Source organism: Pseudomonas azerbaijanoccidentalis (assembly GCF_019145495.1).
In the GTDB taxonomy this organism is placed as follows: domain Bacteria; phylum Pseudomonadota; class Gammaproteobacteria; order Pseudomonadales; family Pseudomonadaceae; genus Aquipseudomonas; species Aquipseudomonas azerbaijanoccidentalis.
The window spans coordinates 473069-487942 of the sequence record NZ_JAHSTU010000004.1 but is presented as its reverse complement, the minus strand read 5'-3'; the positions used below and the strand labels follow the sequence as shown (position 1 = coordinate 487942).

The 14874-nt window shown below is 58.9% G+C and carries 12 protein-coding genes and 1 pseudogene; 6 read left to right on the top strand and 7 right to left on the bottom strand.

Annotated elements, in window-relative coordinates; translation table 11 throughout:
* The first annotated feature begins 4 nt into the window (after positions 1-4).
* The 6 genes from icmH to KVG88_RS16435 all read left to right on the top strand — a co-directional run bounded on the left by icmH (position 5) and on the right by KVG88_RS16435 (position 7962).
* Entirely contained in the window at positions 5-898 is an 894-nt protein-coding gene (gene icmH, locus KVG88_RS16460) for a type IVB secretion system protein IcmH/DotU (protein ID WP_150702361.1), read from the top strand.
* A complete protein-coding gene (tssM, locus tag KVG88_RS16455) occupies positions 898-4398 on the top strand; it encodes a type VI secretion system membrane subunit TssM (protein WP_217872036.1) in 3501 nt (1166 codons plus the stop codon). The genes icmH and tssM overlap by 1 nt, the downstream gene beginning before the upstream one ends.
* On the top strand, positions 4398-5126 hold the full coding sequence (locus KVG88_RS16450) for a PP2C family protein-serine/threonine phosphatase (RefSeq protein ID WP_217872035.1): 729 nt from the start codon (positions 4398-4400) through the stop codon (positions 5124-5126). Before tssM ends, KVG88_RS16450 begins: the two co-directional genes overlap by 1 nt.
* On the top strand, positions 5123-6133 hold the full coding sequence (locus KVG88_RS16445; RefSeq protein ID WP_217872034.1) for a serine/threonine-protein kinase: 1011 nt from the start codon (positions 5123-5125) through the stop codon (positions 6131-6133). Before KVG88_RS16450 ends, KVG88_RS16445 begins: the two co-directional genes overlap by 4 nt.
* A gap of 119 nt (positions 6134-6252) precedes the next feature.
* Complete coding sequence (locus KVG88_RS16440; protein WP_150702365.1) at positions 6253-6636, top strand: helicase; 384 nt, start codon at positions 6253-6255, stop codon at positions 6634-6636.
* Between the two features lie 177 nt (positions 6637-6813).
* Positions 6814-7962, top strand: a complete 1149-nt coding sequence (locus KVG88_RS16435; RefSeq protein ID WP_150702366.1) for an aldose epimerase family protein — start codon at positions 6814-6816, stop codon at positions 7960-7962.
* 109 nt (positions 7963-8071) lie between these two features.
* Here KVG88_RS16435 and KVG88_RS16430 read toward each other — a convergent pair.
* From KVG88_RS16430 to exbD, 7 genes and pseudogenes are all read right to left on the bottom strand, one after another.
* A pseudogene (locus KVG88_RS16430) lies at positions 8072-8563 on the bottom strand (Fic family protein); the annotation flags it as partial.
* Between the two features lie 52 nt (positions 8564-8615).
* Positions 8616-8873, bottom strand: coding sequence for a hypothetical protein (locus KVG88_RS16425; RefSeq protein ID WP_150702367.1), 258 nt, complete (start codon positions 8871-8873; stop codon positions 8616-8618).
* A gap of 125 nt (positions 8874-8998) precedes the next feature.
* Positions 8999-10399, bottom strand: a complete 1401-nt coding sequence (locus KVG88_RS16420) for an aminoacyl-tRNA deacylase and HDOD domain-containing protein (protein ID WP_150702368.1) — start codon at positions 10397-10399, stop codon at positions 8999-9001.
* Between the two features lie 78 nt (positions 10400-10477).
* A complete protein-coding gene (recG, locus tag KVG88_RS16415) occupies positions 10478-12553 on the bottom strand; it encodes an ATP-dependent DNA helicase RecG (protein WP_217872033.1) in 2076 nt (691 codons plus the stop codon).
* A 9-nt stretch (positions 12554-12562) separates the two neighbouring features.
* The gene (locus tag KVG88_RS16410) at positions 12563-13492 is read right to left on the bottom strand and encodes a hydrogen peroxide-inducible genes activator (protein ID WP_056854177.1); all 930 of its coding nucleotides are present in this window, start codon (positions 13490-13492) and stop codon (positions 12563-12565) included.
* Between the two features lie 201 nt (positions 13493-13693).
* Positions 13694-14443, bottom strand: coding sequence for an energy transducer TonB family protein (locus tag KVG88_RS16405; RefSeq protein ID WP_217872032.1), 750 nt, complete (start codon positions 14441-14443; stop codon positions 13694-13696).
* Positions 14440-14868, bottom strand: coding sequence for a TonB system transport protein ExbD (gene exbD, locus KVG88_RS16400; protein WP_217872031.1), 429 nt, complete (start codon positions 14866-14868; stop codon positions 14440-14442). The genes KVG88_RS16405 and exbD overlap by 4 nt, the downstream gene beginning before the upstream one ends.
* Between the last annotated feature and the right edge of the window lie 6 nt (positions 14869-14874).

Below are 14874 nucleotides of genomic sequence, written 5' to 3'. Positions count from 1 at the left end.
CGACATGATCAAGGACATGCAATACGACCAGAATGACAAAACTGTCCTGCTTGACCGGCTCGGCCGTGGGCCGGCACAGGGACCACTGACGGACTCGGCGGCACCGCCGCGTTTCGAGCAGCTCGAAGATCGCATGATCTACGCCGCTCGGCAGATACCGCAGCAAACTTTCAACGTCCGCCGCAACGCATTGGTGGCATCAGCGTCATGGCTGTTATCGGAAGTCGTACGGCTCAAGCACTGCGCTACCGGTGAAGACTTACCCAGCCTCAATCAGCGATTGAGCACGGCACTGGAACACTTTGCAGATGGCGCATTACGTATCGGTATCGAAAGCAGCCAGGTTTCAACGGCACGTTATGTGCTGTGCACAGTGGTAGATGAGGCGGTGGTGACAACAGCGTGGGGAAAGGAGAGCGAGTGGTCCCAAATGAGCCTTCTCAGCAGGTTTCACAATGAGACGTCTGGTGGTGAAAAGTTCTTCCAGTTGCTCGATCGGCTGTCAAAAAACCCGATCAAGCACCTGCCGATGCTTGAGCTCATGTACTTGTGCCTGTCGCTCGGGTTCGAGGGTAAATACCGAATCCAGGCACGAGGTCTTCTGGAGCTCGAAAATCTTCGTGATGCGCTTTTTCGGCAGATTCGCCTGATACGCGCAGATGCTCCCTATGAACAGTCATCAAGCGGTAACGGCGATTGTGAAGGCAAGCGCCAAAGTCCGGTTCGTATCGTCCCGTGGTGGATGTTGGCACTGATTACAGCGGTATGTCTGATGGTGGTGTATTCAGGCTTTGCCTGGGTCTTGAGTGAACAGCGAGCTTTAGTGTTGCAACCGTTCCATCCGTTTGAGCAGGACGCGATTCAAGCGCAGGCGCAGCCATGGAAGGGGCGTGAGTGATGAAAAACCTCTTCGGAAAAACCGCTGCCTTTTTGCTTAAAACCTGGGTGTGGAGCCTGCTCTCGATATTGTTGACGGCAGTGTTCGTGTGGTGTGTCGGGCCGTTGTTGGCGATAGATGATTTCAGGTTCTGGGAAAGCCCGACATCGCGATTGCTGAGTATCAGTGTGTTGTTTCTGGTGTGGGGGCTGGCCATGGTTTTTGTCAGCTGGCGCACCGACATTCGCGAGCAAACCGAGGGCCGCGAGCAGGGTGTGGATCGTTTGCATCGAGAGCAGCAGATTGACGAAGAGCGCGCGGACCTGAGGGCACGTTTCAAGGCCGCCGTTAAAACCCTCAAAACATCGAGCTTCTATCGAAACCAAAGAGAGCGAGGGCGACGCGATCTGCCTTGGTACTTGCTGATCGGCCCTCAGGGGAGCGGCAAAACCACGTTGTTGAATGTCTCGGGTCTTGAGTTTCCCCTCAATAACCTTGACCGCAAATCAACCGATGAATCACAAGGTACTCGTTCGTGCGATTGGTACTTTGCCGAAAACGGCGTGCTCATCGACACCCCCGGACGTTATCTCAACCAGCCGGATGCTGACATTGACGCTGGCGGTTGGGCCACATTGTTGGGGTTGTTGCGCAAGCGCCGACGACACCGTCCGCTCAATGGCGTACTGGTTGCTCTGCCGGTGCAAATCCTCCTCTCGCATGACGGCGAAGCCCTTCAAACGCTGGCGCGACATGTGCGCACACGCTTGCAAGAGGTGCAGCAAAAACTGCATATCGAACTGCCGGTCTATCTGGTGTTGAGCAAGGCGGACGAGCAGTCAGGTTTCAATGAATTCTTTGATCAGCTGACCCGGGAGGAAAGTGATCACGTGCTGGGTGTGAGCTTGAGCAAAGACCCGGGCTCGGCTGATGCGAGTGCGATACGTGTGGAGTTTGAAGCACTGCTGCATCGTCTCGATAGCCAGGTGATCATGCGCATTCATCAGGAGCGCGACCCTCTTTGTCGAGGTCGTATTCTCGATTATCCGCATCAATTGGGATTGGTCGGCGAAGGGCTTTGCCAATTCATTGAAATGGCCTTCTGCGGTCATCGAAGTCAAGGCGCGTGTACATTTCGCGGCTTCTACTTCACCAGCGCCACTCGACCAGGAAAACCGCTTGCCTATCGTGGCGTGAACAACGCTGTATCGACGACCGCGCTTACGAGTCACCCGCGGTTCATAAACCATTTGTTCAGCCAGGTCATTTTTCCCGAAGCCGATACTGTTCAACTCGACAAGCGCGAGCACAGCCTTGTTTGTTGGGGGCAGCGGACGCTGTACATGACCTCGTTGGCGGCGCTGAGCCTGTTCGGCCTGTGGTGGGCCGGAGGTTTCTCGGCCAATCATGAGCGACTGGAAAACCTGCGCACGCTCGCGCAAGCCTGGACTCTTCAGCGTTCGGCGCTGATCCCTCAGGGTAATTTGTTGCCGGTTCTGCAAAACCTTGATGCCATTCATGCCGCGACACGGGCATTCCCGAAAGCAAGTGACGTTTCGTACCTGGAGCGTGGAGGTTTGTATCAGGGCGAAGCTGCCAATCCGGCGATCATGAGTGCTTACGAGCGTGAGCTTGAAACACACCTGCTGCCATTGATCGCGTCGCTATTGGAAGATCAGATTCGCACCCGGCCGGTGGACCGCGAGCGTTTGCTCAACAGCCTTCGTGCGTACCTGATGTTGAATTTCAAGGATCGCCGCGACGTGATATGGCTGAAAGACTGGATCGCTAGCGACTGGTCCCGCCGATACCCAGCAAACACCGCCGTGCAAAGTCGCTTGAGCGGACACCTTGATCAGTTGCTGAGCCAATCATTCAGCTACACACTCGACGATCCACTGGTCGCCCAGGCGCGGCAGATACTGCGCAGCGAATCCCTGGCCAATGTGGTTTATCGGGTGCTGCGCGAGCAGGCTCGCGCGCTCCCCGAATACCACTTGAACCAGCACCTTGGTCCTCAGGGAGATTTGTTCGTGGGTACGCACTCCCTGATCCCCGGGTTCTACACCCTGAAGGGGTATCAGCAATATTTTTCGGTACAGGGTGCCGCGCTGGTCACCGATATTCTGCGCGACAACTGGGTATTGGGTGAGAGTTCGCAGATCAGCGCCATGGACCTGCGGCATTTGATGGTCGAACTGGAGCAACTGTACTTTCGTGATTACGCCAATGCCTGGGGCGATGCCATCGCACGGATTGCGTTGCAGCCGATCGAGGATGCCGGGGACGGCGCCCAGCAGTTGGCCAGCCTGACTTCAGCCAGCTCACCGGTGCTGCAACTGCTGGCGCAAATTCGCGAGAACACTCGCATTCCCTCGATTGCCGATAGCGTGGATGACGCAGCGGCATCAGCACAACAGCTCACGCAGAAGAGCGGTGGGTTGGGCACACTTGCCGTCACCAATGTTCAGAAGGCTTCCGGGACATTGGCCGGCCATTTGCCCGATACGGCAAGAAAGGCAATGCAACGCCGCTTCGAGCCCTTGCACCGTTTGCTGGACGACGACAACGGCCCGAGTGCTGACCTGACTGCCGTACTGCACGCGCTCAACGAGCTACAACTGCAGCTGACGAGTCTGGCTCGTGCCGGCACCCCGGACCTGGCCGCGTACGAAATGGCCAAGGCACGCATGGAAAACCAGCGCGACGCGCTGAGCATTTTGCGAGCGGCGTCCGGTCGTTTGCCACGGCCGGCGGCGACCTGGTTCAACACGCTTGCCGAAGACAGTTGGCGCCTGGTGCTCGATGACGCTTACCGGTTCGTGAATCAGCGTTATCAGAGTGAGCTGTACAGCTTCTATGGCAAATCGATCAACAAGCGTTATCCCTTTGACGCCCACAGCGCCAGTGATGTGGCACTCAGTGATTTCCGCGAGTTCTTTAAGGTCCAAGGCCTTGTTGAGCGCTTTTTCGACAACTACATGCGCCCGTTTGTGAGCGGCAATCCGGGCAGCTACCGTCTGAAAACCGTTGATGGGCGCTCCCTGCCCGTATCGAGGTTTTACCTCGATCAAATGGTTTCGGCACATGTGATCCGCCAGAGCTTTTTTTCCGAAGATCCTTCCGAGCCACAGGTGCGATTCAAGCTGGAACCTTACACCCTGGATCCAGCCGTCAGCCGTGCCGAGTTCAGATTTGGCGACAGGACCATGGAGTACCGTCATGGTCCGATTATGGCGGCCTCATTTAAATGGCCCGTCGAGGCCGAAGGCGGACGTACAAGTCTGGTACTCGACAGAATGGTGGGGCGTCCGATCGGAATTGAGAAAAACAAGGGTCCATGGTCACTGTTCCGACTTCTGGACCTGATGCAGACCGAGTCTTTGATCGGTCGTGATGTGCTGGTGCTCAAGGCTGATGTGGGTGGCCTGCGTGCCAACTACCTGCTCATGAGCCAACGCACACCGAACCCGTTCGACATGGGTGTGCTACGTACTTTCCGCATGCCCATGCAGCTTTGATGAAGACTATTGGCGTTTGGCGCAGCGTTGCGCGCACGGATCGCGGAAAGATCCGGGCGCGCAATGAAGATGCTTTCCTTGAAAATCCGAAAAAAGGCATATGGGCGGTCGCCGACGGCATGGGCGGGTATCAACGGGGCGACATTGCCAGCGGGCTGATTGTTGCGAGCCTGGCCGAATTACCGGCGCAAAGCGATTTTGATGAGCGAATCAAAGGTGTACGGCAGTGCCTGTCGTGGCTCAATCGTCGCTTGAGTCAGGAGCTGACCGTGGTTGCCGGGCGTCAGGACGAGATCATCGGCAGCACAGTGGTGACGTTGCTGATCGAAGGCAGTCGTGCAGTCTGTATTTGGGCCGGTGACAGCCGTTGTTATTTGTGGCGCGAACAGCGGCTGTATCAGCTGACCAGGGACCATTCGCTGAGGCAGCAACTGATCGACGAACACAGGATGGATGACCGGCAGGCCTGGGCTCACCCGCACTCGGCTGCGTTGACCCGCGCAGTAGGCGCCAGCGAACAACTGAACCTTGATGTGCTGGAGTTCGTAGTGCATCCCGCCGATGTGTTTCTGTTATGCAGCGACGGTTTGCATCAAGACTTGAGCCGTGAGTCTCTGGGGCGCGCCTTGAGTCTGCCTGCGCCGGAGTCGGCATTGACACGTTTGTTCGAAGAAGTGTTGGGCGGTCCGGCGCGGGACAACCTGACAGGCTTGGTTATTCGCCAATGAGCGGGGCCGGGGACGTACTTGATGACATGTCGAGCCGCGACGAAGACCTGACGTACTTCGCTTTCGCAAAACCTGTGGCGACACACAGGGATGCGATGCAAGTACGGCCGGAACCGGTGCCGGATGTGTTGGCCGGGCGCTATCGCCTCGAACGTCTGCTCGGTGCTGGCGGGATGGGAGTGGTGTATCGCGCACGGGACTTGTTGCAAGAACAGTTCGGTGATCCCGAGCCTTATGTCGCGCTGAAAATGCTCAGCGATGAATATGCGGATTGTGTGGACGCCAGTGCCCTGCTTTTTAGTGAGTTCGCCCTGACGCGGCGTGTGCAGCACCCGAATGTAGTGCGCTTGTACGGTTTTGAGGCAGATACCCGCTGCAACAGGGCTTTCATCACAATGGAGCTGATGCGCGGCCTGACCCTGGACAAATTGTTGTGCGAGCGGCCCATGGGTTTACCGTGGCCAGAGCTGCGCGACATCGCACTTCCCTTGATCGATGCATTAGCCCATGTCCACAGTCGCGGCGTGCTCCACGGTGATATCAAACCGAGCAATGTAATGGTCGGTGAGGAAGGCCTTCGACTATTCGATTTCGGTTTGGGATTGGCCGAGGAAGATGCTCTGCCTGGCCTGCCGAAGCTGAGCCGTCATGGTTTCCATGCCTGGACCTTTGGCTACGCTGCCCCGGAGTTACTCGATGGCTCGCCACTGGTAGCCAGCGCTGATGTCTTCTCGGTGGCTTGCGTGATCTACGAGCTGGCCTGTGGCAAACACCCTTTGCGTCGAGTGCCGTCCAATCAGGCCCGTGATGTGGGTATGGAAGTGGAGCCTTTGACGTCCAGTCACCTGCCCAAACGCTGTTGGACCTCCTTGAAAACCGCGTTGTCTTTCGATCCTTCGAAGCGACACATCACGGTGGCCCAATTGCGTCAGGACTTCGCAAGTGCCAGTAATTTCAAGTTGCTGCAAGGCTGGCGTCGACTTTTTCCCAACAGGTTTCGTCAATGACTTGGTAGTCATCACCGCCAAAAATTGCGCCATCTTCTTCCAACGCATCGCAATAGTGGCGTTATCACCCGAACTCGCTACACTGCGCCGGCCGTTCATTTTTCTCTTGAGGCTTGCGCATGAAATTTCGTTTTTTGCTGTGGATGCTGGGTTTGTTGATGAGCAAGGCCAGCCGGACCAATCCTGCGTTTCAGCAGCAATTGGGTGACAAGGAACTGGTGTTTCAGCTGCAGACCCTGGACGGGAAGGTGGCACGGCATTTTCGCGTGAAGGATCAGCGCATCACCAGCAAGGCTGGCGTGTATGCCGAGCCTGCGTTCGCCATCGCCTTTAAAGACGCTGCCTACGGCTTCGCCACGATGCAGGCGAAGAACAAGCAATTGGCGTTCATGACGGGGATTCAGGACAAGTCGATTCAGATCAAGGGCAACCCGGCGCTGGTGATCTGGTTCCAGGGGCTGACCAAGTATTTGAAGCCGAAGAAGGCCAAGCCGAAGGCGTGAGTTGGCTGCGTCTGAAAGCCATTTTTATTTTAGGCGGTGCATGCGCAAGGCAGCGCTACAGGCGAGGCTAATAAGTCATGCTTTTTGTTGGATATTGTCCGGCAAACAGCTATAAACCTTCTATTGTTGAGTATTTAGTATGACTAATTATCAAAACAACAAAAAGGAAGGTCAACCATGCTTCAATCCCGACACGTGCTATCCGGCCTCGGACTGTCCCTGATAATCGCCACTCTCTCCGCCCAGGCTGCCGGCCTGTCTGCCGAACACAAAGCGTTCGGCAAGACCAATGACGGCACGCCCGTCGAACAATATATATTGCGCAACAGCCAAGGCCTGCAAGCCACAGTCATTACCTATGGCGGGGTTCTGCAGTCATTGAAGGTCCCGGGAAAGGACGGCAAGGCCGAAGATATCGTGCTCGGCTTCGATGACGTTCAGGGTTATCAAAGTGGTACCGCGTACTTTGGCGCGACCATCGGCCGCTACGGCAATCGCTTGGCCAACGGCGCATTTGAACTGGACGGAAGACACTATCAAGTGCCGAAAAACGACGGCCCGAACTCGCTGCACGGCGGACCGCTGGGTTTCGACAAACGCGTGTGGAAAGCGCAACCGACTAAAAGCAAGGATTCGGTCGGCGTGACCCTGACTTACCTGTCAGTGGACGGTGAAATGGGCTTTCCCGGCAACCTGAAAACCGAGGTCACGTACAGCCTGACCGAGAACAACGAACTGCGGATCGACTACAAGGCAACGACCGATAAACCGACGGTGCTGAACCTGACCAACCACAGCTATTTCAACCTCGCCGGCGCCGGTAATGGTGATGTGCTGAAACAGGTCGCCACCCTGTACGCGTCGCAGTACACGCCGGTTAATGCCACGTTGATCCCCACCGGTGAACTGGCACCGGTCGCCAACACACCGATGGACTTCACCCAGCCCACCGCCATCGGCAAAAATATCAAGGCTGATCACCCGCAGCTGAAATTCGCTGAACCGAAACACGGCGGTTTTGACTTCAACTGGGTGCTCGACGCCAAGGGCGACGTGAGCAAGCTCGCCGCTGATGTCAGCGACCCGCAATCGGGCCGCCGCTTGCAGCTCTACACCAGTGAACCGGGCGTGCAGTTCTACACCGGCAACTTCCTCGACGGCACGGTCAAGGGCAAGGCCGGCAAGATTTACCCGCATTGGGGCGCGTTCACGCTGGAGACTCAGCATTACCCGGATTCGCCGAACCAGCCGAACTTCCCTTCAACGCGACTGGACCCGGGCAAAACCTATACCCAGAGCGTCGTGCTGAAGTTTTCCGCCCAATAGCCCCCGGGCTCTCGCCCTACCACATAGCAGCTGTCGAGCCTGCGAGGCTGCGTCCGAGGACGCAGTTGTCGCTAGCCAGGCGGATGCGGTGCGCCTGAAACACGTCGCCTCAGTCATCCGAGTCAGAAGCCTCCCGTGTGTCATGAAGTTTGGTTCTGTAAGTCCTGTAAATCTGCTGGACGTCAGGGTTGTCCAGGCTTTCGTAGGTGATGCCTTCCTTGTCCAGGCCATCGAGGCCTTTGATGCCGCTGATGGTCTCTGGCCACTCGTCACGGCTGGATATATCGACTATGAACGGTTTCAGGTAGGTATCGAGATGCCTCTCGCGGGGCTCTCTGATTTCTTCGCTCAGTGCCCGCAAGTAGCCGTCTTTGCCGGTTTTTGACCAGTCAATGGCGAACCTGGCGCGGTAGCAAAGCTCCATGAAGACCAAAAGGATGGTGCGTCCGTTGCCGTCCAGAAAGGGGTGTGCAAACGCCAGTTGGCCCATCACCTCGCCGGGGTGGTCTCTGAAACGTTGTTTGTTTGCCGCCAACTCAAGTGCATAGTCGACAGATATTTTGATGGCGTTCGGGTGTTCAAAGAGGGTGTGTCGGGGATTGGCGAGTTTTGCAGGTAACCCGCTGTTTCGAAGTCACCGAACGGATCAAAAGTCATGCGCTACGTTTCTGTGCGCGCCTTTCCTGAAGATAGCGTCCTTGAAGTGCAAGCGTCTCGGTTTTGCTCAGAACGCCTTTTTTCTTCAGATTGACGAGCAGCTGTTCAATGCCATCCAACTCAACGATATCGCCGGCCATTCGAGTGATGGTCACGGCCATGCGGCTCATGCCATCAGGATCGGCAGTGATATGGTGGTCTTTAGCCAGTTTGCGGACTTGGCTTGCAACACTGACAGCAGCTGTTTGGGTCATCGTAAAAGCCCTCGGTTTGCAGTCAAATCATAGCAGTGCGCTTGTTCTTTGTCAGACCGAGGTGGCTGCTTCGCGAGCAGGCTCGCTCCCACAGGATTGAGATGATCCGGTGGGAGCGGGCTTATTTATGCCTGGGAGAATTGCGAAGCCAGTTCGCGCAGCAGCACTTCGGCTTCCAGTACTTTGCTGACGACGTCGTTGGCTTTTTCGCGGCTCAGGCCGAGGCGTTCGAGCAAGGCGTCGGGGATGTCTTCGTCGGGGCCGGAGCCGATGCCACGGCTACGCAGCAGGCGCACCGACAGGCACACCAGGTTCGGGTACTCGGCGTAGGCGCCGTCATAGGCCGGGTCGTGCTGGAAGCGCAGCGCGGTGGCCAGCTCTTCAGGCATGTCCCAGTAGCGCATCAGCCACGAGCCGATCTGTTCGCGGCTGATGCCTAACAGGTGTTGCTCGATGTAGCTGTGGCACAGGTGCGGGTTGACCTCCAGGTGGCGGCAGATCAGCGAGAAGTGCGGCGGGAACACGTGGGCCAGCAGCAGGTAGCCGAAGTTGTGCAGCAGGCCGGCCAGGTAGGTCAGGCCGGCTTCGGGGCGCTGGGTGCGCGGCATGGCGCGGGTCAGGCCTTCGATGACGGCAGCGGTGTAGATCGATTGCTGCCAGTACGGCGTGCTGTGTTGCGGCTGGTCTTTGGGCAGGCTCAGGGTTTTGCCCAAGGCCAGGCCCAGCGCCAGGTTGATCACCAGGTCGAAACCCAGTACCCGGACGATGGCATCTTCTACCGAACGAATTTTTCCCGGCGAGGCGTAGTACGGCGATGCCGCCCAGCTCACGACCTGTGCGGCCAGTGCCGGGTCGGTTTCGACCACGCCGGTGATGTCGTCGATGGTTGCGTTGGGGTCCACGCGCAGTTTGATGATTTTCTGCGCAGTTTCGGCCAAGGGCGGAATTTCGATGGTTGCTTCCAGCCGTTGCTGGATGCGTCGCGCGGTGAACGCTTGAACGGCCTGGGTGATTTCCTCGCGGTCATCGTCGGGGCGGTCGAGGTTCGGGCGGATGCTGGTCAGCGCTTCACCGAAGTTGGCGGCGCTGGCCTTGCTGAGCATCGATTTGAATGCTTCGCTGGTGATCTCCAGCAACACGCCCGGCTCGCCCGAGTTGACCAGCACACTCGGTTCGCGCAGCAGGCTTTCTTCGTACAGGCAGGGCGAGGTGGTGAGCAATGGCAGGCCTGGCAGTAGGCTCAGATTGTGTTTGCCGAGCATCTTTTCCAGGCGCTCAGTCGATACGGCTGTGAGGCGGCGACCGGTGAGTTCAGTGAGGCGGTTGAGGTCGAGCAATTGGCTCTGCGGAAACAGCACCATCAACGCGCCAACGGCATCATCGAGCAGGACGGCTTGCACCTTGCGCGCCGGATTCACGCCGTGATGATCCAGGACCTCTTCGTAGGCGATGCCCAGTTTGCCCAGCAACATCCGTATAGCCGACGGAGCGTGCGGGGGTTCGGGAGCGAGGGCTGCGTCGGTCATGGTCTGTATCCGTTTCAAAACAATTGCAGGAGTATAACCAGCTCTGTAGGAACGAGCTGATAGAAACTGCGACCGTGCTCACACTTGGCCGTATTGCTGCCCATGGCGCAACCAGCGGTCGAGTAGCGGGCTGACGTGGTCGGGCCAGCGTTCGAGCAAGGCTTGCGCGGCATCGCGCACCGCGGGCAGTAAATCGGCATCGCGCATCAGGTCGGCGACCTTGAACTGAAGCAGACCAGTCTGCCGCGTGCCGAGCATTTCGCCGGGGCCGCGCAGTTCGAGGTCTTTTTCGGCGATGACAAAGCCATCGTTGGTTTCACGCATGATGCCCAGGCGCTGGCGACCGATCTGTGACAGCGGCGGATGGTAAAGCAACACGCAGTGGCTGGCGGCGCTGCCGCGACCGACGCGACCGCGCAACTGGTGCAGTTGTGCGAGGCCCAGGCGCTCGGGGTTTTCGATGATCATCAGGCTGGCGTTGGGTACGTCCACACCGACTTCGATCACCGTGGTGGCCACCAGCAGTTGCAGGTTGCCGGCCTTGAACTCGGCCATCACCGCGGCTTTTTCCACAGGCTTCATGCGGCCGTGGATCAAGCCGACTTTCAATTCGCCGAGGGCGGCGGTGAGGTCTTCATAGGTGGTTTCCGCCGCTTGGCAGGTCAGCTCTTCGGACTCTTCAATCAGCGTGCACACCCAGTAGGCCTGACGCCCTTCGGCGCAGGCGCTGCGCACTCGTTCGATGACTTCGACACGTCGGGTGTCGGTGATCAATACGGTGTTGACCGGGGTTCGGCCGGGTGGCAACTCGTCGAGGATCGAGGTGTCGAGATCAGCGTAAGCGCTCATGGCCAGCGTGCGCGGGATTGGCGTGGCGGTCATGATCAATTGGTGCGGGCACATGCGCCCGCCGACGCCTTTCTGCCGCAGCGCTAATCGCTGCTGCACGCCGAAGCGGTGTTGTTCGTCGATGATCACCAGCGCCAGGTTCTTGAACTGTACTTCGTCCTGGAACAGGGCGTGGGTGCCAACCACCATCGGCGCGCCGCCGGCGATTTGTTCCAGCGCGGCCACGCGGTTTTTGCCCTTGAGCTTGCCGGCCAGCCACGCGACTTCGATGCCCAGCGGTTCGAGCCAGCGCTTGAACGTGATGAAGTGCTGCTCGGCAAGAATCTCGGTGGGCGCCATCAGCGCGACCTGATAACCCGCCTCCAATGCCTGAAGTGCGGCGAGGGCGGCGACCACGGTTTTACCCGCGCCCACGTCGCCCTGAATCAGCCGTAGCATCGGCTCGTGCTGGCTGAGGTCGTAGGCAATTTCATTGCCGACCCGTTGCTGCGCACCGGTGGGGTTGAAGCCAAGATTGGCCAGGTATTTGGCCGGCAGTTTTGTGGCTTTCGGCATCGCTGGCGCGCGCAGCGAACGCATGCTTTCGCGCAGGCGCTGCTGGGACAGTTGATGGGTCAGAAGCTCTTCGAAAGCCAAGCGGTGTTGCGCCCAGTGATGACCGAGTGCGAGCTCGTCGACATCGGCATCGGCTGGCGGGTTGTGCAGGTAGCGGATCGCATCGGCCAGCGGCGCCAGTTGGTAATCGCGCGCCAGTTCCTTGGGAAGCCAGTCGGGGAGGCTGCTGGGGCCGAGCAAGGTCAGGGTTTGCATGCACAGTTGGCGCAAGCGCTGCTGCGTCAGGCCTTCGGTGAGCGGGTACACCGGGGTCAGGGTTTCATCCACGGGCGGCGGCTCGTCGCCGGTGATGGCGCGGTATTCCGGGTGGTAGATTTCCAGCCCCGAGGCACCGGGCCGCGCTTCGCCGTAGCAGCGGACCCGCGTGCCGCGTTTAAGGCCTTCTTTCTGCGCGTTGCTGAAATGGTAGAAGCGCAGGCTGAGCCCGCCGGTGCCGTCCTGCAGGCGCACCACCAGGCTACGACGACGGCCCATGACCACGTCGGCACCGCTGACGGTGCCTTCGACCACGGCGTCCTGCCCCGGGCGCAGCGCACCAATCGGCACTACGCGGGTGCGATCCTGATAGCGCAACGGCAGGTGAAACAGCACGTCCTGAAGATTCTCCAGGCCGACCTTGGCCAGCTTCTCGGCCATGGCTTCGCCGACACCCTTGAGTGCCGTCACCGACACTTGCGACAACTCAGTCATGGCGTTGGCTTAACCGGCCGTTACCGGTGCGGCGGGCTTAGCCACCGAGCACAGGCGAATGGAGTCCGCGAGGATCTCGATGGCCTTCGGACGCGGGAAACTCGCGCGCCAGGCAATGGCTACAGTTCGGAAAGGAACCGGTGCCGAGAGCGGGCGAACCTCGATCACGCCGGGGGCGTAGTGATGGCTATCGACCGCCGACAGCGGCAGGATCGAAATCCCAAGGCCCGAGGCGACCATGTGGCGTATGGTTTCCAGAGAGCTGGATTCAACCGTGGTGTGCTTGGCGCCGTCGTTGCCTTTGGTCAGGGTCGGGCAGGCTTCCAGCACTTGATCGCGGAAACAGTGGCCTTCACCGAGCAGCAGCAGGCTCTTGTCGTTGAGCAGGCTGGCGTCGATGGATTCCTTTTGCGTCCACGGGTGCTGAGCCGGCATCAGGACGTAGAAAGGCTCGTCGTAGAGCTGCAGAGTCAGCACGTCGGCTTCGCTGAACGGCAGGGCGATGATGATCGCGTCGAGCTCGCCGTTGCGCAGTTTGTCGCGCAGTACGTGGGTGAAGTTTTCTTCGATGTACAACGGCATCTGCGGGGCAACCCGGTGCAGTTGCGGAATCAGGTGCGGGAACAGGTACGGGCCGACGGTGTAGATCGCACCGACTTTCAGTGGCGCGGTCAGCTGGTTCTTGCCGGCTTGTGCCAGCTCGCGAATGCCTTGGGCCTGTTCCAGAACCTTTTGCGCCTGGGCCACGATGCCTTCGCCAACGGGGGTCAGGCGCACGGCGCTTTTGCTGCGCTCGAAAATCAGCACACCGAGTTCGTCTTCAAGCTTTTTCACGCCCACCGACAGGGTCGGTTGACTGACGTGGCAACGCTCGGCCGCGTGGCCGAAGTGCTGCTCTTGGGCGAGGGTAACGATGTAGCGTAATTCTGTAAGAGTCATAGCAAGCGTCCATGAAGTTGCGGGCCAAGCATACCGGCTGCAATCGATAGACGCACGTTATCAGACAGTATGTGTTGAGTGACACCGGGCAATGCGTGTTTGCCGTTTCCAGATATGCAAAAGGCACCTTTCGGTGCCTTTTTGGTTTGGAGCGCGACGTTCCTGCTGGCAAGAACTGCTGTGGGAGCGAGCTCCCACATTTTAGCGGCGGCGTTTTTCCAGCGAGTAAACAAACGGTGCAACGATTTCGATAGAGCCGTTGTTCAGCATGTCGGCCGGTGGCTTGGGCAGCGGCTGGGCGCGGCGGATCATGTCCAGGGTAGCCCGGTCGAGATCAGCGTTGCCGGAGCGGCCCACCAGTTCGAAAGACAACACATTGCCTTCGGCATCCACGACAAAGCGCAGACGGTTCAAGCCTTCCTTGCCCCGCGATTGCGCGCTGGCCGGGTACTTTTTGTACTTGGCCAAATGCGCGAGCAGCGTACCTTCCCAACTGGCCTTGGCGGCTACTTGGGCAGGCGAAGGGCCTGGCGCGGGCTGAGCGGATTTCTCCGTCGGAGCCTGGGTCGGTTGCGTGTCGCTCGGTTTTTCCTCGGACGGTTTTTCCTTCGGCGGCTCAGGCTTTTTCTCTACCGGCTTGGGCGGTTTCGGCTTTGGCTTGGGTGGCTTCGGCTTGGGCACCGCAATCTCGGCTTTCGGCGCTTCGGCCAGCTTCGGTATAGGCAGTTCTTCCACCGGTGCCGGTGGCTGTGGCGGCGTTATGACCTTCGGCGGTGCCGGCGGTGGCGGGGCCGGAACCGGCGCCAGCTCGACCATCATCGCTTGTGGCGGCAGCTCGATGGGTGGGCGTGACGTCCAGTTCAGCGCCAGCACAATGGCCAGCGCATGGACGCCCAGCACCACGGCCAGGCTCCCGCTATAACGCGTCAGCTTTTGGCGCGTTGTGATCATTTCTTGACTGCCGTCTCGAGTCCGACCAGGCCGACCTTCAGGTAACCGGCTGAGCGCAGGTTGTCCATCACGCTCATCAGGTCGCCGTAATTCACGCCTTTATCAGCCTGGAAGAAGATCGTCGTGTCTTTTTTGCCTTGGGTCTTGGCGTCGAGTGTGGCGCCAAGTGCTTCGGCTTTCACTTCGTCTTCGCCAAGGAACAGGCGTTGGTCAGCCTTGACGCTGAGGAACACCGGTTTCTCTGGCCGCGGTGCCGGTTTGGCGGTGGAGGCGGGCAGGTCAACCTTGATGTCCACGGTGGCCAGCGGAGCTGCCACCATGAAGATGATCAACAGCACCAGCATTACGTCGATGAACGGCGTAACGTTGATTTCGTGGTTCTCGGCCAGATCGTCGTCTGCGCCTTCTTTCAAATGCAGGCCCATGGCCGA